Below are 23121 nucleotides of genomic sequence, written 5' to 3'. Positions count from 1 at the left end.
CGGGGCGACCATCTATGAATGCCCTTGGTCTGCCGGTTAGAAAGCCCCAAGTGTAGCTGTCACCTGGGGCTAGGGAAGTTGTGGCATAATGGCTGATTTGGGCAACAGCGCCTGTATCACTTGCCAGTTTTGATGAAAATATATCTCTTCATCTGGGTAGTGCTTTTTTGTTTACTCAACAATGAGCTTCTTATCTCAAAGCTCATAAAACAGCCTTTTCATTAGTCAATATTTCATCCATTTATGGTGTTGTTACACCAAAGTTTGATATTTACAACAATACCAAAATGACCATAGCGGTCGAGTATGCAGCGATAAAATCTGCGATACAGCATTTGAGCAAATATGCTGTGGCATATGTGAATGACAGCCGCTTCAGAATTAATTTGGTCAGTCCGGGGGGATTGTTTGATAATCAGTCTGAAATTTTTTCCCAAGCGTATAAAAAACAGACATGTGGAAAGGGAATGCTTGATATTTCAGATGTTGTAGGTAGCATTATTTTTTATTATCAGACCAATCAAGATATGTGACTGGACAAAATATTTTCGTGGATGATGGTTTCTCTTTATAAAAAGATACATTCCACCGTCATTTCACACCTGAACTTAGTATTTTTTGCTTGACGATGAGCTGCCATTCTGAACTATTATGCTCTTTTAGGTAGATCATCATGGCTACGCCCATTTTATCTATCCATAACCTCCATCCCCCTGTTTTGGTCGCTGCACAGGTTTTTTGGCAACTTCTAATTATGAGTAATCAGAATTACTTACATGCCAAAATATAATACAAAAAGTATTGTGATAACTAATTGCATCGCATGCACATGATAATTATAAGCCCAAGTAAAACTTGGGCTTATAATTAGTTACTGCGATATAGACTAATAATTTCACAATCTACTTTGTCAGGACTATCAAGCGCCTGAGGGTATAACTCTTTGGCTTTCAATAGATACGCATTAAATATTTCAAGTGCATCACTTACTGCCTCCAACGTTTCCTCTTCATCCGCGAAAGCATGACAAAAAGTGATGAGGAAACTAAATAAATAATTGAATGTACCGATTAGAACCCTGGAGATATGACATTGTCTACTGTTTTCTATCATCAGTAAATACTCAAATTGCCTCATCATTCTATTGACAACGTCAGCACGTGATAGTAAAGGCTCTTTCCACTCCAAGAGAACCTTATCGATAAAGAAGTTGAAATAATCAACATCAAGAGCCGAAGCCACCCTGGATCTATCAATATTAAGTGGCTTGAAGACCTCCGCCGCAATGAACTCAATAATATCAATCTTATTAAAGGAAATTGGGAGCTCACCAAACTGATTTTCTTTTATATCTAAAGCATCGGCGCCTTCTATTTTTGCCCCATGGGAGGTATTAAAGAAGTTTGTGCCAGAATATTCCCTTATAAGCCGTTCCATGACTCTGATTGAAGTAACAAACATTTTGCTAGAGATAACTTCCCCACCAAAATTACCAGGAATTACCTGATCAGACCCAGCTGTCGCAAGACGTTGTAATGCAGCAATAGGGGCGCCATTATCATCATAATAAGAGCTTAACCTGGAATGATGATGCTCACTGTCATAATGACCATTATCGATACCAAAAAGGTATATCTCTTTGAATCCCAAGCGGGCCGCAACTGAAATTCCCGTATTTCCAACCAAAGGGTTAACATGACTAAAATAATCAAATCCTTGAATCTCTTCGAAATTAATACTAGCAAGAGATAGCATTGGCTCGTTAGGCTTGAATGCTAAAAGGCTACGTCTAAAAAACTGGTGGCAATCAGGGTGAGTGAGATCAGTACTTATATACAATATATCTTTAAGATAATCTTCATCATTAATCAATGCGATGAAATCTGGTACCGCTTTCGTTCTTTCTATGGTTACATATATATCAGGTTTAATCCCTTCTTTGTGCAGCGCTGAAATACTGCTACCACATGATATTAATATGGCTTTATTTTTATTCTCTTTTATATATGGAATGGTGGCATCTAACGATGGACCATTACCTATAATGAATACTGGTACAGTGTTATATTTATTAGGCAGACTCTTACCTTTGACTAAAAATGGAATACCTTTTGAAATATTTTCAACGCTATGCGAGAGAGCTAACATATTATCGTCGAAAAATCCCCAGCCCATAGTAAAAAGAAAGAACTCTTTTTTCATTTTAGCGACAAGATGTTCAATAATTTCTGATGGGTAGTGCACTAGTCCGACAGGGGCCGCGGCAATAAATGGCCCAGCTTTGTGAATAGCATGTAGTGCATCATTCATCAAGTTATCTTGATCCTGCCCTAAAAAAATATGGAGCCTGAGATTCTCTGCCATAATGTAATCAAGTAAAGATGCCCAATCAAAAGCATAGAGTGAAGCATAAAACAGATCTAGATCAGGTTCAAAAACAAACAAATTGGCAACCTTGCAGGTTTCATATAAATAACCTAGCTGATATCCTAAACCTACACCAAACATCATCATGAATGGCATTGATTCAGGGACTTGCTGAAGGGGACTGTATTCACTTCTTTTCTTTGCCAAAAGCTCAGCAAGTTGATTTAAATAATCAATATGAATTTGATTAAAAAAATTTTTCTCTGTTCCAAAGCGAATACCACCACTAGCACTAGAGGACATCATATGCTTTATTTGTTGCTGGCATTGATAATATGGGTCATCGCCATAAATAGCTACATTTTCATCTATCCACGCTAGATTAGGAATTCCATTTTCAGTGCAGAAAAATCTAAATTCTCTTTGTACTTTATAATTTATAAAAGCCTTGTGTATAGATGGTATATATTTAGAGAACGCAACCATATTTTGCTCAAAACGAATAGGCAAAACTTCAGCCATTGCTTTCTCTTGCTCAGCCTGAAGCATTATTCGCTCAGCATCTTGTGTTATTTTTGCTAGTATCTCTTCAGGCTTAATCATATCCCCTCCCAGTCACCACGCTGATTATAATTAAATTTCGTTTGCTTTATAGTGATTAATTGCTTTGTTTTTTTTACTGATAGAAAAGACTTCCTTCTGTACTATTTGCTTTGCCTCTTCCAGTTTCTTTTTCACTATAATACTTGCATTTAATATGCTATCAAGCTGTTCTAAATGACGCTCCTCCCACCCATTGGCAAAATAGAGAGAAGAGATGATTGCTTCTCTCTCATCAAATAGTTCATCAAGGGTATCAAAACTTTCCGATTCCACATATGTTAATATGTGCGCTGTATTACGCTGCAACGCGTCAAGCAACTGTTTATATGCCACGATAAAACCTATAAATCCCCAAGTGATTGCCGGATAGTATACGCTTTTTGCTTTTCCTGATCAGGTATCTTATCCCAAGACTCTTTGATCATTAACATAAGTTTCATAGACTCATCCAGAGGTGACACCTCCATTTTTACGCTAGCATCCAGCAGACGTTCACCCATATATTCATAAAGAGAGAATAATCTTTCTGATATTTCACCTTGAGACATATCAAGGCTATCTTTCAATCCATTTAAAATTGCATTTGCCGATGAAATACGATCGCTTTTTAACTGATAATCACTGCGCTCAATTGCACCTTTAGCCTGAGCGACTCTTTCTAAAAAACCTTGCATTAACAACTGAATAACCTTGTGTGGATCTGCAACAGACAGCTCAGCTTCAAGTGAATTTTTCTTATAGACGCCAAGTGATTTGTTGTACATGATAACCTCTCAAAAACTATCCGTTCAGGACTTCTTGTTCATATTAACCAAGGTAGTCAAGCTACCCATAGATGAATTCATCCTGGCAACCAATACATCCAAGCGGGCATACTTCTGGCGCAACCCCTCTTCGTACTTAGTAAGATAAGCATCAAAATCTACACGTTCCTGTTTAATTGACCTGACATCCCGTTCAAGACTATCACGTCTTTTATCAAGAGAGCCTGCGGACTTAGTATATTCGTTCAATTGTGAATCAAGTCTCTTCGCCAACCCGGTTTCACCAGAAAAGACACTTTCCAACTTACCAAAATTCTCATCCATCACTTTTGTCAATTTTGCATTATCAATAGACAAACGTCCTTTTTTATCAATGTTAATGCCCACATTAAAAAGTGAGTCGTTGTCTACGGTAGATAATGAGAGCTCTTTGAATAAAAGGCTCTTAACACCATTGAGAGTCTGATCGCCAGCTAGAGGACCTGAATCCCCCAGTCGCTCGCCACCCACTATCGTTGGTCGCTTACCCAGTGTATCCATAGTATCCATCAAAGCGTTATATGATTTAACGAACGCCTCAATATTTTCCTTGGTTTTTCCTTTATCCTGTTCTACGGTTACCTTGGTTGTTTTATAGTTATTCGCCGCATCTTTTTCACTCAATTGTAACACGGTAAACGACGTATCTTGGATCACATTGTCAAATTTATTCGTAGCACTATTAACTTCCAGGCCGTCGATTTCAACTATTGCATCTTTTGCATTTTTTTGGCTTCCCATAACAGATGCAGGATCACTGGTTGAAAAACGCTGTAAGTCCGCATTACTGGCTGCCACCTGTAAATCATTACCTTGGCCACTCACGGATGACTCAATAACAAGTCGTGACTTACCATCGACATTTATAATATTCGCAGAGACGCCGAAATTATTAGATGCACTATTAATTTTATTCCGCATATCGAGTAAGGTGTCATTAGCGGCCAAATCAACATTAAGGGTTTTCCCCCCAGCACTAAATGTCAATGTACCAGCAGATGACGTTGCAATATCGGAGGAAGATGTAAATGCGTTATCAGCCGAAATAAAAGAACTGCCAGTGGCAAGCTGCTTAACTGCAATATTGTAATTTCCAGTATTGGCTTTATTGGTTGCCGTAAATGCCAGTAGCTGATTATCTGCAGACTGGCCAATCGTCACCTTGTTACCAGAAAAATCTGCTGGTTTAGCCAGTTTTTGTAATGCAGAATTAAAGGTACTGATAGCTGACTTGAGTTGACCTATACCAGAAAGGTTGCTGTTCAGGCGAGTTTCACGGCCCACAATGCGCCTTTCAAATTGTGTTTTTTTGGCACTTAACTCTGCCTGGATCAAATCATTAAGTGGCAAATTGGACCCTACACCTGCTGAGCTTATACTCGCCATTTCAATATCTCCCCATATGAGATCAGGCTACCACCTGTTCAGATTGACTGATCAAACAAGAGGCCTATTTGCTGAGCACCATCAATTCTCTTGGCCAACTCAAGCTCCTTGAACCGCCGAGATATGCTTAACATTTCCTCACTTGGTATTTGCCTGATCAGATCCCCAGTTTCCTTGTCATGCAACTTAATCACCGTTTTACCGGCTGTTTTATCCTGACTAATATTCAAGTACCAGCCCTTTGTTGCAACAGCCTCTTGCAATTCTTGTACCTGTTTTTCCAAATCAGCCTTCTGCTGCCTTAAATCATTTACCGAGGAACTTAGAGCGCGCAGAGATGCCCCTTTTGATTCAGCTTCATTTGATCCTGCTCCACCAATGGGTCGTGTAGTCACGTTGCCCTCCAGTTTCGGATTGGTCGATGCAAAAACAGCAGCCTCCCGGCTGCCGTTATCACTACGCCCTACAACAGGAGAGGAGCTAACGCCTACATTTAAATCGGTCGACATAATAGCCTCCTAGTACCCATAATCAGTATTAACGTAACAGCGAGAGCGCGCCATTAGGGCGCTGGTTTGCCTGCGCCAATACGGTGGAGGCTGCCTGCTGCAAAATGTTGTACTGGGTCAGCGTCGCCGTCTCTACTGCAAAGTCCGCATCACGTACCCGAGACCGGGCAGATGAGAGGTTTTCGGCGATATTTGCCTGGTTGCGAATGGTCGACTCCATCCGATTCTGGATTGCACCCAGCTCAGCCCGTTTCCGGTCTACCCCGGCTATCATCTTGTCCACTGCACCGAGCACACTCTGTGCGTTATCCTGGGTTGAGATAGACAACGTCGCAATTGAAGCGAATCCTCCAGCGGCTGAAGCGGCGGCATTTATGCCTGAAATACTAAAACCATTGGCTTGAGTCAGTGAAAAACTGATGGTTTGTTTGGCATCCGCCCCTACCTGGAAAACCCCTTTATAGGTGCCGTCCAGCAACTTGGTCCCACCAAAAGTAGTATCTTTGGCAATCCGGTTAATTTCAGTTGCCAACTGTTTGACTTCTTGTTGCAGCGCAGAACGGTCAGCATTTGTGTTGGAGCCGTTGGCTGACTGCTCGGCCAGCACCCGCATCCGCTGGAACATACCGGTGATCTCTTCCATCGCCCCTTCAGCGGTTTGTGCCAGAGAGATACCGTCATTGGCGTTACGGTTACCCTGGTTCAAACCGTTGATCTGGGAGGTCAAACGGTTGGAGATCTGCAGACCGGCCGCATCATCTTTGGCACTGTTGATCCGCAAGCCAGAGGAGAGGCGTTGGTAGGCGGTATCCAGCGCCTTGTTGGTATTCATCAGGTTCCGCTGAGAGTTCAGCGAGGACACATTGGTATTAATAAACATCGACATGATATATCTCCCATCGATAAGGGCTCCACGGCATACCGCACGCTTTCCCCTCGTGTGATAAGGTGAACCGCCTCATCACACTCTCTTGGCAGAGAGTTTGTCCCCCTCTGCCATCTCGTCATATCAGGAGTCCCGAACACCCAATATATGTTCTAACCGATGAACGGCCTTACTGGCCGCTCTCCTTTAACGCAGCAGTGAGAGCGCACCGTTAGGACGCTGGTTTGCCTGCGCCAATACGGTTGAGGCTGCCTGCTGCAAGATGTTGTACTGGGTGAGCGCAGCCGTCTCTACAGCAAAGTCCGCATCACGTACCCGAGACCGGGCAGATGAGAGGTTTTCGGCGATATTTGCCTGGTTGCGAATGGTAGACTCCATCCGATTCTGGATTGCACCCAGCTCAGCCCGTTTCCGGTCTACCCCGGCAATCATCTTGTCCACTGCACCGAGCACACTCTGTGCATTGGATTGACTAGTAATATTTATCGCCGCCAAGGTTGCAAACGCAGCGCCTGCACTGGCCGCGGCCGCAATACCGGAGATATTGAAGCCATTGGCCTGAGTCAATGAAAAACTGATGGTTTGTTTGGCATCCGCCCCTACCTGGAAAACCCCTTTATAGGAGCCATCCAATAGCTTGGTCCCGCCAAAGGTCGTATCTTTGGCAATCCGGTTAATTTCAGTTGCCAACTGTTTGACTTCTTGTTGCAGCGCAGAACGGTCAGCGGTCGTATTGGAGCCGTTGGCTGACTGCTCGGCCAGCACCCGCATCCGCTGGAACATACCGGTGATCTCTTCCATCGCCCCTTCAGCGGTTTGTGCCAGGGAGATACCGTCATTGGCGTTACGGTTACCCTGGTTCAAACCGTTGATCTGGGAGGTCAAACGGTTGGAAATCTGAAGACCGGCCGCATCATCTTTGGCACTGTTGATCCGTAAACCAGAGGAGAGGCGTTGGTAGGCGGTATCCAGCGCCTTATTGGTATTCATCAGGTTCCGCTGAGAGTTCAGCGAGGACACATTGGTATTAATGAACATCGACATGATATTTCTCCCATTCGATACAGACTGCAGGCCTCGCTTACATCAGCCCTGTCGCAATCCGGGAGTGAAGGGGTGAACAAGCCCTTCGACTCTCGACCAGCGGCAGTTGTTTGAACAGACAACCACCGCCACACCGCAAAATTCAGGAGTCCCGAACACCTTCTTTTGCTTACTCTGGTTAACGGCCGAGTTGCAACAAGCTTTAGAATTTTTTGCCGCTGGCGGCAAAACATTGCCGCCCCGACCTGTGGCTTCCAGTCAACATGGAGGGAGGTAAAGATAATGAAGCGGGAAGAGGAGATAGCAGGGTCACCGCACGCCTCGGTACCCCGTGTTCAACGTCAATATATTGACTTATCAAGACCAGCATCTGCCTGACTGATGGTCAGCCCGTCGGATAGATCCGCACCAGCCACCGCCAATATAGCTAAAACTTCAAACTGGCATGTTTCATGCTTTGTGTTTTATGACAACAAAAGCATGAGCAGTGCTATAAAAAAGGCCGACTCAAGGTCGGCCAACGAGCTTTAGCTCAGGAGAATGTGGCGAGTCAGGTTGTGCAGTTGCAAACCGCGCTCGCTGAGCATAATAGTTTACTACAGTGTTGTGACTTATCAGAGACATGATTTCCCGAACACCCTCTGATGCGTCCTACCGAAAGGCGGCCTGAACAACCGCCTTTCTTTTTTATTAACCTCTTAACAACTGAAGTGCGCCATTGGGACGCTGGTTTGCCTGCCCCAGCACAGTTGATGCCGCCTGTTGCAAAATGTTGTACTGGGTCAACGTGGCAGTCTCTTGCGCAAAATCAGCATCTCTGATGCGGGAGCGGGCAGCACTGACGTTTTCAGCTATGTTGGCCTGGTTGCGAATGGTTGACTCCATCCTGTTTTGAATGGCACCCAGCTCGGCACGTTTGCTATCCACCCGGGCAATCATCTTGTCCACCGCCCCCAACACACTTTGCGCGTTACTCTGGGTCGACACTGACAATGTGGCAGCCGTACCAAAAACCGTGGCGACACTTGCAGCAGCACCCAATCCCGAGATACTAAAGCCGCCAGCCTGAGAGAGCGTAAAGCTGATGGTTTGCTTGGCATCGGCCCCCACCTGGAAGATACCTTTATAGGCACCATCGAGTAACTTGGTGCCACCAAATGTGGTATCTTTGGCAATCCGGTTGATTTCGGTGGCCAGCTGTCGCACTTCCTGCTGGATGGCAGAACGGTCAGCATTGGTATTTGAACCGTTGGCCGATTGCTCAGCCAGCACCCGCATCCGCTGGAACATGCCGGTGATCTCTTCCATCGCCCCTTCAGCAGTCTGGGCCAGCGAGATGCCGTCATTGGCGTTACGGTTACCCTGGTTCAAACCGTTGATCTGGGAGGTCAAACGGTTGGAGATCTGCAGACCAGCCGCATCGTCCTTAGCTGTATTAATTCGCAAGCCGGAGGAGAGTCGTTGATACGCAGTATCCAAAGCCTTGTTGGTGTTATAGAGGTTACGCTGCGAGTTGATGCTCGATACGTTGGTATTTACATACATACTCATGATATTTCTCCTAAGCGATTAAATTTGCTCTTTATTAGCTCAGGCTTTCTTTTTAGTTTGTGCCCGATGCGTCTTATTTAACGGCTCGTTTTTGGATGTCTTTAGCATTTTTTTCAACGCTTCATCGCATTAACGCCGCTTACCTTATATATCGGCGGGTCAGAGGGATACTTAAGGAAAAAATCGGGCCAAAACCAGTGACAGACTCAACCTTCTGAAGCTAGCCAACGGCAGGGGGCAAACGAGACACTACCGTTCGTGCTGCGAGAAAAAATCCGTCCCGACTCTCAATTTTGTCGAGCACTGTTGGCGATTGGGCTCACCAGCCCCTAAAATCGCGGCCCCATCAACAATTTGGCGTGAGTTGTTCTCCATGCAGACACTGGTTGAGCAGATTGTTTACATCAGCGACATGTTTGGTACTGCGGTATTCGCGTTTTCAGGGGTATTGGTGGCTGGCCGACTCAGAATGGACGGGTTTGGCGTCATGGTTTTGGCGGCGGTCACTGCCATCGGCGGCGGCACCATCCGTGATATGATCTTGGGAGCCACCCCCGTATTCTGGGTGCGCGACCCGCTCTATATCTGGGTGGTCATCGCAACGGCACTGATCGGTATGTGGATGGTCAAACTGCCCCGCAGAATGCCCTGGTATGTACTGCCGGTGGCCGATGCCTTCGGGCTGGCCCTCTTTACCGTTATCGGTGCCCAGAAGGCCCTCAACTTCGGCACCCCGGGGCTGATTGCCGTGATCATGGGCACCATGACCGGGGTAGCCGGTGGCATGATCCGCGATGTACTGGCGCGGGAGGTGCCCATGGTGCTGCAAAAAGAGATCTATGCCACCGCCTGTATCCTTGGCGGCATTCTCTATACCCTGGCGCTGGAGGCAAACATGGACAGGGTAACGGCCATGCTCATCTGCATGACGGCCGTGTTTGGCCTGCGGGTCGCGGCTATCTACTGGCATCTTTCGCTACCGACCTTCTCCCTGCAACGCAATTGAGAGCAGGCCCACAGCGTCATCATGTCGCTGTGGGCCACGCGTTGAACCAAATAGGCTTTTCTGTTGTCATAGAAGCAGTCGTTGTTAGCCGGAACTTCTCATGCGCAAAATCGGTATGCTTACCACCCTTCTCCTGGCGAACGTGACGGCAGCCCACGCCGAAGCACAAGTGGTATTTGGACGACTGGCCTCGGCGCCGGTGCAGCAGTTCAACCAGCAGATACGCCAGGCAAGCCATCAACAGCAAAACTGGGTTAATGACTACCGTGAGGTAGCTCTGCGATTCGTCGGTCATGGTGACACGCCCAGCCGCATCCATGCCCAGCAACTGGACAATGACTTGGTGCTCTCGGTCGCCCTCGACGGCAGCAAGAGCGACATGATCTACATCCTGACCCTCTATCGCAGCAACAACCTGTGGCAGATGCGGGAGGCGGAAATGGGCTGGCGTTGTCAGGGGCAAGACTCCTTCACTCCGGTTCCCTGTCCCTGATAGTCATTGCTCACTCTGTGAAATAAAAAAATCCGGCACATTGGCCGGATTTTTTTATTGAAGGTAAAAAACACGCTTACGGGCGGTACACCTTGACGTTGTCAAAGCTCTTCTCTTTCAGATACAGCGCCTGCAGCTTGCTCATCACACCGCGATCGCAGTAGAGCAGGTAGGTCTTCTCCTTGGGCAGATCGCCAAAGGCGGTAGCCAGCTTGAAGAAGGGGATATGCAGCACTTCACGATCTTCCACCACCAGCGGCTTCTCGTCGTGTTCATCGGCAGAGCGGATATCCAGGATCACCTCGTCAGCGCCCAGCACTTGGGTGGTTTCCACCTCTTGCACTTCAGCGGCAGTCTCTTCACCGATACGGCGGATATCAAGGTAACGGGCCTCGGAGACCACCTTGTCCAGAATGGAGAAGTCAAAATTGGCCTCTTCCTCTTCAATGCGGGAGAGCTCGGCCTTCACGGTCGGCTTCTTGGAGATGACGCCACAGTACTCCGGCATGGTCTCGGCAAACTCCAAAGTGCCGATGCGGCGGGCTTCGCTGATGATATCCGGCTTGTCCCAAGTGATGAGCGGGCGCAGGATCACCTTGTCGGTGACCCGGTCGATCACGTTCAGGTTGGTGAGAGTCTGGCTGGAGACCTGACCCACACACTCGCCGGTCACCAGCGCCGGGATCTGGAATTCATCGGCCACCTTGGCGGCAGCACGCATCATCATCCGCTTGAGCACCACGCCCATCTGACCGTTGTCGATCTTCTCGAGGATCTCGGCGACCACCGGCTCGAAGTCCACAGCAGTGAAACGTACCCGGTGGGATGAACCGAAGCGGTTCCACAGGTGATAAGCCACCTGCTTGACGCCGATCTCGTGGGCCGCACCGCCCAGATTGAAGAAGCAGTAGTGCACCCGGCAGCCGCGCTTGATGAACTGGAACGAAGCCACACCGGAGTCAAAACCGCCGGAGAGCAGACTCAGCACATCTTCCTGGGTCGCGATAGGCATACCGCTCAGACCCTGATGAATAGCACTGACGATGAAGAGCTCCTCGCCGTCGATCTCGAGGTTGATCTTCACATCCGGGTTCTTGAGGCGCACACCATTGCTTTCGCAGTGCTGGTTCAGACCGCCCCCCACATAGCGCTCAACCTCGAGGGAGGAGAACTCATGCTTGCCGTGGCGCTTGGCGCGCACGCAGAAGGTTTTGCCCTTGAGCTGGTCGCCCCAAACGGCTTTCACCTGCTCGAAGATGTCGTGCAGATCGGTAAACTTGCTGGCTTGTACCTCGAGGAAGGCCTGAATGCCGGGAATGCAGGCCAGGGCTTCGATTGCCTGCTCGCGGAACTGGTCATTGCGGGAGCTCACGATCAGCTTGTCCCAATCCATCCGTACGCGGGCATCGTCGTCGAAGCGGCGCAGGACATTGCGGATATTGCCCTGCAGGATCTTGATAAAGCGCTGGCGAACCGACTTGCTCTTGATGGTGATTTCCGGGAACAGCTTGATAATGAACTTCATGGTAATGACTCGGGTGACCTTGATTTAAGGGCGCGAATTATATCAGAACTTTGTGGCCAGCGCCTACTGGATGAGCGTTTGCTCACATTACCCCACGCAGTGTTTGCCGTGCAGCGCCAATCTTGCGTATATTCCCGACCCTGCGCCTCGCCAGATTTTTGACAACAGACTGATCCGATGAAGACCTACATCTACTACCCCGGCATGGTAATCAACTGGGAATAGCCACACCGCAGCCAAACCCGCGCAAACCCTTACATCCGTTGATATAGCGGCCTTGCGAGAAGATTAAGCCACACCTCATAACACCTCATTCCACCGATATTTTTGCCCCAAAATTGCCCCAATCCGAAAAATCTTGCCCCAAAATTGCCCCAGAAAAACCCCAACCTTTACCTGTCGAACGCGCATAGAAAAGCCCGCTCAATGGCGGGCCAATCCGAACCAGCTGCAACAGCTATGAAGCAGCTTTTAGCTCATCGCGAAGTCGTTCAAGAATGCGCGCGATTTTCTCTTCCTCCACCTTTGTCAGATCCAACGTCTCAATAACATGTTCTAGCTCAGTTAGTGAATCCATCCTTCCAGGTCCTCGCTCTTCCCCTCTCAGTCTCTCGACTGTGAAACACTGTATACCCATACAGTAACCAAGCGAATGTACCACCTTTTGCAGACTTAGTGGAGCAGTATCTTCTTGAGCCTCCCTTACCTTTTTCCTAGCCGTTGATAGATCCCATACTCTATAACTCGTCATAAAACCGCCACTTATGTAAATGTTGATTTTTGCGGCGACTCTCCGTGTACTCAGCCATCTATTTTTTTGACTACAATCTACACGACCACGATGTGCCATTACTGAGCAATTACACTATAAGGATCCCAAATATGGGACAATGATAAAAACATGATCTAGAGCACGGTTTGCAACCACAGATAAGGAATGCCTATGAAGCGGTATCTGACCAGCTCTAGCCTCGAGTATGTCCATCGCACAAAGAAGAAGGTGCGCAAGCTGATGGCCGAGAGAAAACTCAGCCAGTCCAAGATCAGCCAACTGACCGATATCCCCCGCTCCAGCATTTCTCGATGGCTATCGCCACATCACGACGACTTCATGGGATTGGCAGAGGCGGTCATGCTCTCGTCAGCAATGGGCCTATCCGTCCAGGCCATCCTTGCGGATCCTGACTGGAGCGTTTCAGATGATGAACATATGGGGCTGATCAATCGCGCAGCACGACTACCGAAGCCACACCTGGCGTCGATGCTGAATTGCTATGCAGAGATACTTGGGGTTCGGGTGGGATAGCAAAATGGGGCCGAAGCCCCACCGTTATTACTCTGCCTGTTCAGGCATCATGCGCTCTATCCGCGCCGTTATCTTGGCTCGCTCGACTCGCGTCATATCGAGACCTTCCAGCTCGTCCAGTAAGGCGGCCAGCTCTACCATCAGTTGGGCTGCGCTCATGCTGCCCCCTTGATCACTTTGTCCTGAGTGAATAGGCCATCCCAGTCCTTCTTCATGGGGAGCTCTCCTTTCAGGTAGAGCTGATAGATGCGTACCGCGCCCTTCTGCAGCAAAACAGGAGTGAAATTTATGAAGGACTCAAACCCATGACTGCGGATCTCCTTCTGCTCCTCTGTGAGATATCTGTCGCGGGCATAAGACGCAGCACGCCAGCGCTTGCCGGAGCGGCTTTCGTTATACAACCAGCCGCGAGCCTCAAAGAAAATGCACACCTGCTGGGAGTTGACGCCGTTGAGCATCTTGCAGAACTGCGGAATGGTCATCCCCTGGCGGAACAAACTTTCCAGTGAGTGGATCTGCTCCTGCTGCTGTTTGTTTTCGATGGCCAGAACCTGCCCAAGCTCGTACTGCTCAGCCCAAGCGCGAGCTGCGGCAGCTGGGTTGCTGAAATCGGGCAGATTTGCGGCCGGTGTTGATACCGCCTCCTCCAGCTCCTGCCAGCGATCCACAATGCGGGCGGTGAACTCTGGGCACAGCTGAGCAACTACGATCAGCGAATCACGCTTGCCCTGCTTGCCAGTGAACACGTAGGCCATTGTCTTGTTGCGAGGGCCAAGTGATTGTTTATTCTCAATTTCCACCAATGGTGGAGATTGAATTACCCCGCGTTCAGCCAAGCGCTCAATGGTGCGCTTAACGCTATCATGACGACTGCCGGTGAGATCTGAGATCTCAAGGCTGGTCATGGTGACATCGCCACCATTCAGCGGCCCTGTCAAAACTTTGGTTTGCTGATACTGTTGTTGTATAGTCATACCGTAGTCCTTACTTTGCTGGTTAGGTTTACATCCCTCGGCCCAAGCTGCTCCAACAACTTGGGTCGAATTCTTTTTTGGCGTCAGGCCACGTTTCGATCTTCACTCTCACCGTCGCTTTTCATCTCGGCGTAAAGAATGGAGATAACCTCCTTGGTCAGGCTTACGCCATTATCAACAGCTCTATGCCCTAGCCACTTCTTAAGATCTTCCGGTAGGCGTATCGACGTTGGTGGAATCTGATTGCTCACTCTGCGCTCCTTAAACAAGTGATAGTACCGTACTACCATTGATAGCGTAGTACCGTGCGACTATAGTCGTCAATATGTTTTTTGATGGTGGTATTGCAGATGGCAAGAAAAGACCCGCAATTCAACGTTCGCATGCCGCAAGATCTGAAAGAAATGATCGAAGCGTCCGCCAAGGACAATCAGAGATCCATCAACGCAGAGATAGTTCATCACTTGCGCAACGCCATGGAAGCGTCTGGCTACATCAATGACGATCTTATCGGAGCGCACAGATCCATAGATGCCAATGCCATTAATTCCACAGCTAAAGATCAGGAAGATTTTGCGGCATCGAGTGGAACGAGTGGCTTGTACAAGAGAAAGAAAAAACACGCACTGAAAACGGATATACCAGACGAGGTATTGAATAAACTGATCATTCAGTTTGATGAGGCTTGGGCTACGTACAAATCATCCAAAGACAAATAAGCTGACCTTGCCAGGTGGTGCCACTCCGTTATTACTCTTGCTGTGTGGCACACCTCTCTGTTTTTCATCCTCAAATGAGGCATGATGCAGCGCTAACAGGCCTCAACATCAAGCCAAAGCTGAACAAATGCTTAGTCCAATAAATGAGCTAGGTGTTGGATTTAGTCACAAGTGAAATTAGAAATGAGGGAAGCGATAAATGATGGAAGTTAGAAAAGAACATCTTCTTTGGGCTATTGCCTTGTCGGCTGTTATTGTATCTATTTCATTTTCATATAAACATCTGAAAGGTTATTCATCATCTAGTGAATGCATTATTGGCAGCATGAATAACGTTTCAAGTGATAGGGCTGCTTCATTCATTAAACAGGCATGCTTTGACATGTTTGGTGGTGAGATCAAAGTGCCATCAAAAAAGCTATCAATAGACAAAGTGAACCTCTTAGGCGGCAAGGCTTACCTTGGTGATACTTACCCCTACACATTTAATGTTACAGCTTACAATGGAAATGACGACACAACCATAAGCGGCATATATATAACCATTGACTATGCCGATAAGGATGGAAATAAAACTATCAAACGCTATTACAAAAAAGTGGAGATAACTCCGCTTTCAATATCAAAAGTATACTTTGACATTGAAAAGCCCGCTGGTGACTACACATGGACAATTAGTGGTGCTGATGGCTATTTAACTGCAAAATAAATATATCAACAGCTACCATATCGAGCTGATAAAAATAACGGCAAATCCAACCAGGACAAAGAAAAAGCTGAATGCCATAAAGTCATCCAGATCGCTCCGGCTGGATTTGCTAAAACACCAACACCCGGCAGCAAAGGGGATCAGGGCCAGCGTAAAGCTGAAACTGAACGCCTTGAGCGCCACCACCATCATTATCAACGCAAACAGTATCCACATGGTCAGGGTCCTCACATATTAAGGCCCTAGCTTACCCCCTTCGCATGGGCTCAGCCAGGGCCGCTATTCTCCCTTACTCCCAGTTCTCCCTGTTCTTGTTTACCGCCTGATATACCAGGTCGTTGCGGCGGGCCAGTAGCTCATCAATGCGCTTGCGCTTCTCCTCCGCGTTCATGGTGCGGTCACGCTGGATCAGCTCAATCTTGTTGCGCACCACTCGCACCTGCTGCTGAGTGCGGCTCAGGCTGCGGCGCGACTTCAAGATCCCGCCCTGCTCATCAAGCAGCTCGTTCGCCTTATCGTCCAGCCCTTCACTGCGGTACTGATCAACGGTCCGCTTGAGCTGGTTCACCTCGCTCAGCATCCGGTAGAACTCTTCCATGTGCTGGGTGGACTTGGCCGGGCCGGTGCCACGGTACACGGCTTTCACCAGCGGGATCTCGTCAGCGCGCCAGCTGGCCGACTCACCCGGGCGCGACGCCCTGATCAGGCCGTCAGCCGTTGCCATCACATAGCCGCCGATGGTGCCGGTATAGCCAATCACCAAATGCTCCAACTGCTTGGGTGAGAAGCCAGACAGCTCGCCAAGCTCGCGCATCAGCAAACTGGTCTGCTCGTTGTAGCGGGCCTCCGCCTTGACGGCCAGATCCTGCGGGCTGTCGATGGGGCCGCCGCGGAAGGTGTCATAGTTGAAGGCGGCCTCTACCAGTGGCTTGATGATCTGTGGGGTGGGGTTAAGGGCAAAGGTATCGCCGATCGCCCGCGCAACTGCCTTGCCGAACTGGGCGCCGGTGTCCTTGTCGCCCATCGCGCGCACCATGCGCTCCGGGATGGTACCGAACATCACGCCAATCTCGAACGGCTTGGGGATCCGGAAGTGCTGATCGCCGACAAAGAAGTGCCAGTTGGCGTCCTTGTCCCAATCCGGCAGCTCTTCGTATCGCTCATCGTCCCAGTTGGCGGCCAGCAGGCCGAGCGACATGGCGGTGATCATGCCAGCCCGCTTGGCGATTTCGCGTGGGTTGTCGCGCAGCTCCCTGGTCAGTTTGCCCAGACCCTGCAGGCGAGCATTGAAGAACGGCAGCACCAGGGACGCCCCCTGAATGGCTCTGGCCGCCCCGAGCATGGAGAAGTCCATCAGGTCTTTTGACTCGAACGCCGCCTGTGCGTGGCTCTTGCCCGCCTTGATGGCAGCGGCATAGACCGCCTCACGGTTGGCGTTCTCAAGCGCCTCGCCATAGCGGCTGTACTTCTCCCATGCGTCAGCCACCACACCTTTCGCGTGTGCCGCATTGCGGATGATGGTCTTTTCGTAGCGGGCAATCTGCTCCGGCGTCATCCCCTTGCGGCGCAGTGACTTGCGCACTGTATCGGCCATGGCGCCGGGGTCGTTGCCGTTGACATAGCCACCCAGGAAGCTGGCGCCGCTGAACATCACATCAATGGTGCTGCCATCCATCGCCAGGGTCTTTTTCACCCCCTTGATGGAGTCGATCACCGGCTTGAAGCCGTCTTTGCTGATCGCCCAGCTGGAGAGCGAGTCGCGCAGGAAGTTGCGCAGCATAAACTCAGGGGATGCGGTCACCCCTGCCGTCAGGATACGCTTGGCGCTTGACGCCATCATGGTCATCTTGCCAAAGGGTTTGCGGTCGAAGAAGGTCATGGCCCGATACAGATCAGGGTCCTCCACCCGCAACATGTACTCCTCACCCTCAAGCTTGAGCATTATCCTGTCCTTGCCATTGGCAAGCGCCTGATAGTCCATCTTGTTAGGCTTGGGTATCACCTCGATGAGCCCGGTATCCGCCAGATTCCAGACGGTCTTTTGCGCCGCCATGTTCTTCATGGAGGCGTCGATCAGCTTGCTGGTGCTGGTGAAGATGTTCTCGAGCAGGTCGTTGGTGTTGGCCTCCCCACCCTTGAGTTTCTTGATCCCGGCGTTCTGGTTGGCAATCCCCTTCGGCTTGAAGGGGGCGATCACATCACCATCCTCGGTTTCACGGAAGAACGGAATGTACCATTCGCTTTCAAACTCGGCCCGCGCCTCTTTGGTGAACAGGCCAGCCTCCTGCGCCAGATCCAGGGTTGCAGCATTGAGGCGGTTCCAGCGGGCCTTGGCATCAAGGAACTTGGCCTCCTTACCCTTGCCTTGCCCCTTGAGCGCCGCAATGTCATTGGCATCGAGCAGGTTCTCCCTGCCCTGCGCCATCAGCATCTCGGCCCGGTGACCGGCCATCCAGCCAAGCCAGTTGTGCAGATCGGCCCCCAGATCGGAGAAGATGCCCAACAGCGCGTCTTTCTCGCCGGTACCCGCCTTGCGCTGGATCACCCCGTCTTTCCACTCCGGCAGGCCATAGAGCATGGTCGCCTGCATGGTGGAGGCTGCCCCGGTCGCCATCCGCGCCGCAACATAGCCGGAGTCGGCCGCATCGGTAATGCCAGCCGCATCCTCGGCGTACTTGATGGGGGCCAGCGCATCGAGCACTTCGGTGTTGGCTTTCTTGATAAAGCGGTCTACCCATGACTCCACTACGCCACGATCAACCTTGCGCAGCTTGTCCAGATTGGCCTTGGTCTTGTCGATGATGTCAGGCTTGGCTCCGAGATTGAGCTTTTCCATGGCCTTGTCGGCGGCCGTATTGGCTTGGCTCATCTTGAGCCCGCCCTTCTTCGCTGGCTGTTCAGACTCCTGACTGAACTTATGGCCACCATCCGGGCCGCCATTGTCAGGGCCGCCGCGCTTCATCTTCTTGCCCAGCCCCTCAATCAGCACCCGGGTTTCGGCAGCGGTAATGCCACCAGGCACAAAGCCGACAGTGCGCAGTGCCTTGGTAACCCATGCCACCACCTGATCCCAGCCGCGGCGCCAGGCGCTCTGCTCCAGCTCGGCCAGGTGGGCGATCACCTCCTCTGCCTGCACACCGACATCCTCGCCAGCGTAATGGGTATCAACCCAATCCCACACTGCCTTCATGCTGGGGGCGCTCTTCGATTTGATGATGCGGCTGATCAGCTTGGTGTACTCACCATCGCCCAGCACGTTGGCTAGGCCATAGTGGGCCAGCACCTCATGGCGCAGGATCTCGCGCATCCGCTTGGGGTTCGCGATGGTGTCGGCGGCCACATGCAGGGTGCCGTTGTCATCATCGAACGCGGCGCGGCGGATCAGCCCCTCTTTGGCGGCCAGCCCCAGCGCCTTCTCCAGCTCAGCCTGGGTGGTGTGGATCTGCACATCAATGCCACTGGCGCCACGGTACTGCTTGAACCACTCCTTGGTGACCAGCTCCGCCTCTTTGCGGGTCAGGTGCTTGGCTGGCTTCTCGCCCTGCGCCATGGCTTGCTTGGAGAATGAAACGGCTCGCTTTGCGCCGATCCCTTCGTCCTGCATCGGTGGCGCCGATACGATATTGCTGTTACCCGAGACCGGCTTAATTGGGGTGGCACTGGATGGGTTGCGAACTCGCTCGATGGCTGTGCTGAGCGCATCTTTCTTGGCCCCTGCAAGCCCCCATCGCGCATCGTCCGGATTGTCGTCGTGGCTGATGCCAAGCTCGTCAGCCACCGCCAACGCCTCATCATCCGTCAGGGTTTCAATGTCCGCGGCTGCCGCTGGCTGCTCGCCAACCGGCTTGGTGGTATCACCACCCTTCACCCAACTCTTGAACTCCTCCACCGGCATCGCCTTGATAGAGCCAAGCCCCTGCCACCCCTTTTCATAGTTGGCAAGGTAGCCAGCCTGGGCGGCCTGCTCGTCGGCGAAGCCCATCATTACCTTGTGTTCGTCAAACTTGCCGGTATTGGGGTTTACTTGATCCACCACATAGACTGTTTCGCTATCTGGCTGGTCACCGATGAACACATCGACATGATCCCCATCAGCCCCCAGAGTGCGCTTGATATAGCCGTAATCGTGGGCCATGGTGGATTGCCACGCCTTGCCATCCTTGTCCGTGCCGGAGCGGGTAGAGCCCTTGGGGTTCTCGAGCGCGATATCCAACCCCTGTAGCTTGAGGTGACCCTTCTTGTAATTGCCGGCCTCCTTCTGAGCGTCGGTGGGTTCTGGCGCCACCTCGGCGCGGGCTGCCTCGATCTGCTGAACCGGCTCACTGGCGGCAGGCGCGGCATACTCGCGAACCTTGGCCGCCGATGACTTGGCCACCAACAGGCCACCCTTGCCAGGCATTGCCTGTACGCCGCTCTCCTTGGCCCACCGCTTGATGAGCGGGACATCGCCTTTCAGGGTGATGGTGCCATCTGGGTTATCGATGGCTTCCGCCCACGGCGTCGGCGCGGCGGCAGGCTCATGTTGCACCACCTCAGAAACAGCAGCCCCGGCATCAGGGGCCGGGGCTGTCAGTGGTTGGTCATTTTGCTGCTGTCCATCAGGTACAGGTGGAGCAGGAGTGTTGTCTGCCGGATCTCCGGATCCAGCTCGGTCGGCGAGTCCGGCAATGGCTGGTCCAGCGCCTGCTGCAGCCGGTTCGCCTGCGCCAGGCTGATCGCCTTGTCCTTCACTGCTGATTGCAGGTACTGGGGTAACTGGCTCATTGCTCACCTCTGCCTGTGGTTGGTTGACGGGGATCACCTCGCGGTATCCAGTATCGATAGCAGGTGCTAGTTGGCTAGCCTCGCCTGCTGTGGCAGACGGTGCCGAAACTGTTTCTCCGCTTACACTTTGTGCTGGAAGATCAGATGGTTGATTCGAGTCGGCGACATTAATGTCGTCGAGTCGCGGGACGCTTGGTTGCGTGGTTGCGGCAGCCTTTGCCTGCTCCACTTCGGCGATCTCGGCCACACCAAAGCCGCCACCATTGAGCGGCACCGGCATCTCCTTGCCCTTGCGGCTGGCCATGGCAGCCTCTTTCTCGGTTGCGAACGGCTTGCCTTTGCGGGTGATGCGGAGCGTCTGGAGCGGGCCAACTGCCGATTCGGTGGCGCTGCCGCGCATCGGCTTGGCGTCAGGCTGTCGCTGATCTGCGCCATAGACCACATCGCGGTGCGGCAACTCGGTGCCGACCTCGCGAGCTTCACCCTCAATCACCGCACCAGGCAGCTCACCCACCGGCTTGGTAGCAGAGGTCTCTGGCGGTAAGACATCCCCCTCCTGTCCGTTTTGCCAGCCAGTGCGCTCTGCGCCGCGGAACTGGGGGCCAGCGCCAGCCTGCTTGTCGTCAAAGTGGCCTTCCTTGGTCATCCCCCGGGCGGCATTGGCGTCACCGGCAAAGATCACATCCTTGAGCGGCAGAGCTGGGCGCTGGTTCTCCATGGCCACCTGCTGGGCGCTCTTGTTTCCTGCGAACGGGTCAAGCCCGAGCTCTCCAGCCTGAGCTCGCTCATAAAGGCTCTTGCCCTGATCGCCAGCCTGCATCTGGGAGGCAACCAGCTCCTGCACTGACTGGCCAAACTCACCAGCCAGGGCGCGCTGCACCTCGCTATCGGCAGCCATGCCTTTGAACCGCTCTGCGGTATCGTCGCGGCGCAGGTAGGCAGGCACATCACGCAGCTCGTCAAACTGGCTGGCGCTGGGGCCGAGCGGGGATTGCTCGCCAGATGGTGCAACCACCGGATCGGCCATGGCGTCAGCAGCAGGCGCCAAGTCTGGATCTGCCGGCGATACAGCGGGATTCACCTGCACCGGATCCCCCTGCTCAACAGGCGCTACATCCTCCACAGTGGCGGGATCTAGCTGTGCGCCACCTTCGCTTTCTGGCTGTGACTTGCGGCCGCGCAGCCCGCCCACGCCACCCAGGGCGCCACCGGTACCCATGCCGATCAGGCCGCCTTCCAGCGCACTGGACACCACTCCTTTCATCGGGTCGATATCGGCAGCGGCCACCTCGTTAAGGGATTCGTTGATGGTGTATTGCTGTACCCCCTCCTCGAGGGTTTCGCCGATCCCCTCACCTACCGCCCCCTTGGCTGCCCCCTTGAGCACGCCACCTGTCGCCGCCTTGCCTGCCAGCATCTTGAACAGCATGGCATCGCCCATCACAGAGCCCATGGCGGCAGCGCCCCACACCTTGGCGTCGCTCATGGTTGCTCGACTGGCAACATTGGCGGTCTCCTCCCTGGCCAGCGACAGCTTTTCCTCATCAGAGAGGTGTTGCGTCTGCTGATCCTGGTCGATGCGGGTGAATGCCTGGCGGAAGGTATCGCTGCTGGAAAGCTCATCAAAGCTCATGCCCAGCACTGACTCGCGGGTATTCACCCCCGCGCTACCCACGGAACCGGTCGCGCCAGTGGTGACGGCTGCACCGGTCGCCAGCTTGGCCACCGTCTTGGCGGCGACAGCCTCGGCCACCTCCTGAGTTGCCCCCCGCTTGATCATGGAGGTGGTGACGGCGCGCTCGATACTGGCCTTGGCGGCGGCACCAGTCACACCGCCAGCCAGCAGGGTTGGCACCATGGATCCCACGCCCTGCGCCATCTTCATGGCCCATACATCGAGATCCCCAGCGCCATCCCCCATGGTGAGGCGCCCCTCTGGCGTCTCGTCAATCAGGCTGCGGCCAATCGCCTCTTTGGCATCGCCGCTCATCCCATCGGTCAGCGACTCGGCGCCGGAGTTTGCCAGATCGCCAGCACCAGCCACCACATCAAGCACCGGGCTCAGCTTGCTGGCCATATTGGCGCGAGCCTGCTCCAGGTAATCGCCTCCCTGCTTGCCAGCATTCTCCTTGCCAAACTGGCTGGCCTGCCGGGCCAACTCACCAATCCCGCCAACCAGCTCCAGTGCGCCAGCGCCCACGCCGCGCGCTACATCACCCAGGCCTACATTGAGGTCGCGCTGTGGGGTTTGGGCGGCAGACGGGGCAGCAGCCGCTGACAGGCTGCTATCGAGGTTGCCCCAGAACGGGTCGGTGCGGGTGTCGGATAGTTTCGGTTGTGGCAAGGCGTCGCGCAGTCCAGGCTTGTCCATGGTGTCCTCGGCTTTTTGTGCAAAAGAAAAGCCCCGACCGGCGAACCGATCAGGGCTTGATATGGGGAGTGCTGGCCAATAAGCAGACTGGCCGACTATGGAGAG

General features: G+C 52.0%; 21 protein-coding genes. 7 read left to right on the top strand and 14 right to left on the bottom strand.

Features of this window, described 5'->3' with window-relative positions; genetic code table 11:
* Nucleotides 1-287: 287 nt before the first annotated feature.
* Both BN1139_RS21710 and BN1139_RS21915 read left to right on the top strand, forming a co-directional pair.
* Complete coding sequence (locus BN1139_RS21710; RefSeq protein ID WP_232297616.1) at nt 288-533, top strand: hypothetical protein; 246 nt, start codon at nt 288-290, stop codon at nt 531-533.
* Nucleotides 530-574: a hypothetical protein gene (locus BN1139_RS21915; RefSeq protein WP_305954451.1), complete on the top strand. Its 45-nt coding sequence runs from the start codon at nt 530-532 to the stop codon at nt 572-574. Before BN1139_RS21710 ends, BN1139_RS21915 begins: the two co-directional genes overlap by 4 nt.
* Nucleotides 575-867: 293 nt before the next feature.
* Here BN1139_RS21915 and BN1139_RS02070 read toward each other — a convergent pair whose 3' ends face one another.
* The 8 genes from BN1139_RS02070 to BN1139_RS02035 form a co-directional block, all read right to left on the bottom strand.
* Nucleotides 868-2970, bottom strand: a complete 2103-nt coding sequence (locus BN1139_RS02070; protein ID WP_005353008.1) for a motility associated factor glycosyltransferase family protein — start codon at nt 2968-2970, stop codon at nt 868-870.
* 30 nt (nt 2971-3000) lie between these two features.
* Complete coding sequence (gene fliT / locus BN1139_RS02065; RefSeq protein WP_005353014.1) at nt 3001-3303, bottom strand: flagellar protein FliT; 303 nt, start codon at nt 3301-3303, stop codon at nt 3001-3003.
* A gap of 8 nt (nt 3304-3311) precedes the next feature.
* Nucleotides 3312-3734 (bottom strand): flagellar export chaperone FliS, encoded by a 423-nt coding sequence (gene fliS, locus BN1139_RS02060; RefSeq protein ID WP_005353017.1) that lies wholly within the window; start codon nt 3732-3734, stop codon nt 3312-3314.
* Between the two features lie 24 nt (nt 3735-3758).
* Nucleotides 3759-5159: a flagellar filament capping protein FliD gene (gene fliD / locus BN1139_RS02055; protein WP_005353019.1), complete on the bottom strand. Its 1401-nt coding sequence runs from the start codon at nt 5157-5159 to the stop codon at nt 3759-3761.
* 38 nt (nt 5160-5197) lie between these two features.
* Complete coding sequence (locus BN1139_RS20725) at nt 5198-5668, bottom strand: flagellar protein FlaG (protein ID WP_080559463.1); 471 nt, start codon at nt 5666-5668, stop codon at nt 5198-5200.
* A gap of 28 nt (nt 5669-5696) precedes the next feature.
* Complete coding sequence (locus BN1139_RS02045) at nt 5697-6554, bottom strand: flagellin N-terminal helical domain-containing protein (RefSeq protein WP_005353021.1); 858 nt, start codon at nt 6552-6554, stop codon at nt 5697-5699.
* 186 nt (nt 6555-6740) lie between these two features.
* Nucleotides 6741-7598, bottom strand: a complete 858-nt coding sequence (locus BN1139_RS02040; protein WP_005353023.1) for a flagellin N-terminal helical domain-containing protein — start codon at nt 7596-7598, stop codon at nt 6741-6743.
* A 690-nt stretch (nt 7599-8288) separates the two neighbouring features.
* The gene (locus BN1139_RS02035) at nt 8289-9149 is read right to left on the bottom strand and encodes a flagellin N-terminal helical domain-containing protein (protein WP_005353025.1); all 861 of its coding nucleotides are present in this window, start codon (nt 9147-9149) and stop codon (nt 8289-8291) included.
* Between the two features lie 373 nt (nt 9150-9522).
* Here BN1139_RS02035 and BN1139_RS02030 point away from each other — a divergent pair, with 373 nt between their 5' ends.
* Nucleotides 9523-10155, top strand: a complete 633-nt coding sequence (locus BN1139_RS02030; protein WP_005333975.1) for a trimeric intracellular cation channel family protein — start codon at nt 9523-9525, stop codon at nt 10153-10155.
* Between the two features lie 100 nt (nt 10156-10255).
* A complete protein-coding gene (locus tag BN1139_RS02025; RefSeq protein ID WP_005333978.1) occupies nt 10256-10648 on the top strand; it encodes a hypothetical protein in 393 nt (130 codons plus the stop codon).
* Between the two features lie 76 nt (nt 10649-10724).
* Here BN1139_RS02025 and thiI read toward each other — a convergent pair whose 3' ends face one another.
* Nucleotides 10725-12173, bottom strand: a complete 1449-nt coding sequence (gene thiI, locus BN1139_RS02020) for a tRNA uracil 4-sulfurtransferase ThiI (RefSeq protein ID WP_005353028.1) — start codon at nt 12171-12173, stop codon at nt 10725-10727.
* 943 nt (nt 12174-13116) lie between these two features.
* Here thiI and BN1139_RS02015 point away from each other — a divergent pair.
* Nucleotides 13117-13479 (top strand): helix-turn-helix domain-containing protein, encoded by a 363-nt coding sequence (locus BN1139_RS02015; protein WP_041980052.1) that lies wholly within the window; start codon nt 13117-13119, stop codon nt 13477-13479.
* 27 nt (nt 13480-13506) lie between these two features.
* Here BN1139_RS02015 and BN1139_RS21845 read toward each other — a convergent pair whose 3' ends face one another.
* The 3 genes from BN1139_RS21845 to BN1139_RS21265 all read right to left on the bottom strand — a co-directional run bounded on the left by BN1139_RS21845 (nt 13507) and on the right by BN1139_RS21265 (nt 14704).
* Nucleotides 13507-13638, bottom strand: coding sequence for a hypothetical protein (locus BN1139_RS21845; RefSeq protein ID WP_256689441.1), 132 nt, complete (start codon nt 13636-13638; stop codon nt 13507-13509).
* Nucleotides 13635-14453, bottom strand: a complete 819-nt coding sequence (locus BN1139_RS02010) for a Rha family transcriptional regulator (RefSeq protein ID WP_202904263.1) — start codon at nt 14451-14453, stop codon at nt 13635-13637. Before BN1139_RS02010 ends, BN1139_RS21845 begins: the two co-directional genes overlap by 4 nt.
* An 83-nt stretch (nt 14454-14536) precedes the next feature.
* A complete protein-coding gene (locus BN1139_RS21265; protein ID WP_155396128.1) occupies nt 14537-14704 on the bottom strand; it encodes a hypothetical protein in 168 nt (55 codons plus the stop codon).
* A 99-nt stretch (nt 14705-14803) separates the two neighbouring features.
* Here BN1139_RS21265 and BN1139_RS20605 point away from each other — a divergent pair, with 99 nt between their 5' ends.
* Both BN1139_RS20605 and BN1139_RS02000 read left to right on the top strand, forming a co-directional pair.
* Entirely contained in the window at nt 14804-15172 is a 369-nt protein-coding gene (locus tag BN1139_RS20605) for an Arc family DNA-binding protein (RefSeq protein WP_052449562.1), read from the top strand.
* Between the two features lie 199 nt (nt 15173-15371).
* A complete protein-coding gene (locus BN1139_RS02000; protein WP_143231909.1) occupies nt 15372-15881 on the top strand; it encodes a hypothetical protein in 510 nt (169 codons plus the stop codon).
* A gap of 12 nt (nt 15882-15893) precedes the next feature.
* On the opposite strand, the gene BN1139_RS01995 is transcribed toward BN1139_RS02000, so the two are convergent.
* Nucleotides 15894-16097: a hypothetical protein gene (locus BN1139_RS01995; protein ID WP_041980048.1), complete on the bottom strand. Its 204-nt coding sequence runs from the start codon at nt 16095-16097 to the stop codon at nt 15894-15896.
* Nucleotides 16098-16170: 73 nt separating this feature from the next.
* The gene (locus tag BN1139_RS21705; RefSeq protein ID WP_041980046.1) at nt 16171-23016 is read right to left on the bottom strand and encodes an LPD38 domain-containing protein; all 6846 of its coding nucleotides are present in this window, start codon (nt 23014-23016) and stop codon (nt 16171-16173) included.
* Nucleotides 23017-23121 lie beyond the last annotated feature (105 nt).

Source organism: Aeromonas veronii bv. veronii, from assembly GCF_000820225.1.
Taxonomy (GTDB): domain Bacteria; phylum Pseudomonadota; class Gammaproteobacteria; order Enterobacterales; family Aeromonadaceae; genus Aeromonas; species Aeromonas veronii.
This window is presented reverse-complemented; position numbering and strand designations above follow the sequence as displayed.

What these genes read in the sequence shown, in the direction of transcription:
- BN1139_RS21710 (WP_232297616.1), top strand. Translation starts at nt 288, where the DNA reads ATGACCATAGCGGTCGAGTATGCAGCGATAAAATCTGCGATACAGCAT.
- BN1139_RS02070 (WP_005353008.1), bottom strand. Translation starts at nt 2,970, where the DNA reads ATGATTAAGCCTGAAGAGATACTAGCAAAAATAACACAAGATGCTGAG.
- fliS (WP_005353017.1), bottom strand. Translation starts at nt 3,734, where the DNA reads ATGTACAACAAATCACTTGGCGTCTATAAGAAAAATTCACTTGAAGCT.
- fliD (WP_005353019.1), bottom strand. Translation starts at nt 5,159, where the DNA reads ATGGCGAGTATAAGCTCAGCAGGTGTAGGGTCCAATTTGCCACTTAAT.
- BN1139_RS20725 (WP_080559463.1), bottom strand. Translation starts at nt 5,668, where the DNA reads ATGTCGACCGATTTAAATGTAGGCGTTAGCTCCTCTCCTGTTGTAGGG.
- BN1139_RS02045 (WP_005353021.1), bottom strand. Translation starts at nt 6,554, where the DNA reads ATGTCGATGTTTATTAATACCAATGTGTCCTCGCTGAACTCTCAGCGG.
- BN1139_RS02040 (WP_005353023.1), bottom strand. Translation starts at nt 7,598, where the DNA reads ATGTCGATGTTCATTAATACCAATGTGTCCTCGCTGAACTCTCAGCGG.
- BN1139_RS02035 (WP_005353025.1), bottom strand. Translation starts at nt 9,149, where the DNA reads ATGAGTATGTATGTAAATACCAACGTATCGAGCATCAACTCGCAGCGT.
- BN1139_RS02030 (WP_005333975.1), top strand. Translation starts at nt 9,523, where the DNA reads ATGCAGACACTGGTTGAGCAGATTGTTTACATCAGCGACATGTTTGGT.
- BN1139_RS02025 (WP_005333978.1), top strand. Translation starts at nt 10,256, where the DNA reads ATGCGCAAAATCGGTATGCTTACCACCCTTCTCCTGGCGAACGTGACG.
- thiI (WP_005353028.1), bottom strand. Translation starts at nt 12,173, where the DNA reads ATGAAGTTCATTATCAAGCTGTTCCCGGAAATCACCATCAAGAGCAAG.
- BN1139_RS02015 (WP_041980052.1), top strand. Translation starts at nt 13,117, where the DNA reads ATGAAGCGGTATCTGACCAGCTCTAGCCTCGAGTATGTCCATCGCACA.
- BN1139_RS21845 (WP_256689441.1), bottom strand. Translation starts at nt 13,638, where the DNA reads ATGAGCGCAGCCCAACTGATGGTAGAGCTGGCCGCCTTACTGGACGAG.
- BN1139_RS02010 (WP_202904263.1), bottom strand. Translation starts at nt 14,453, where the DNA reads ATGACTATACAACAACAGTATCAGCAAACCAAAGTTTTGACAGGGCCG.
- BN1139_RS20605 (WP_052449562.1), top strand. Translation starts at nt 14,804, where the DNA reads ATGGCAAGAAAAGACCCGCAATTCAACGTTCGCATGCCGCAAGATCTG.
- BN1139_RS02000 (WP_143231909.1), top strand. Translation starts at nt 15,372, where the DNA reads ATGATGGAAGTTAGAAAAGAACATCTTCTTTGGGCTATTGCCTTGTCG.
- BN1139_RS01995 (WP_041980048.1), bottom strand. Translation starts at nt 16,097, where the DNA reads ATGTGGATACTGTTTGCGTTGATAATGATGGTGGTGGCGCTCAAGGCG.
- BN1139_RS21705 (WP_041980046.1), bottom strand. Translation starts at nt 23,016, where the DNA reads ATGGACAAGCCTGGACTGCGCGACGCCTTGCCACAACCGAAACTATCC.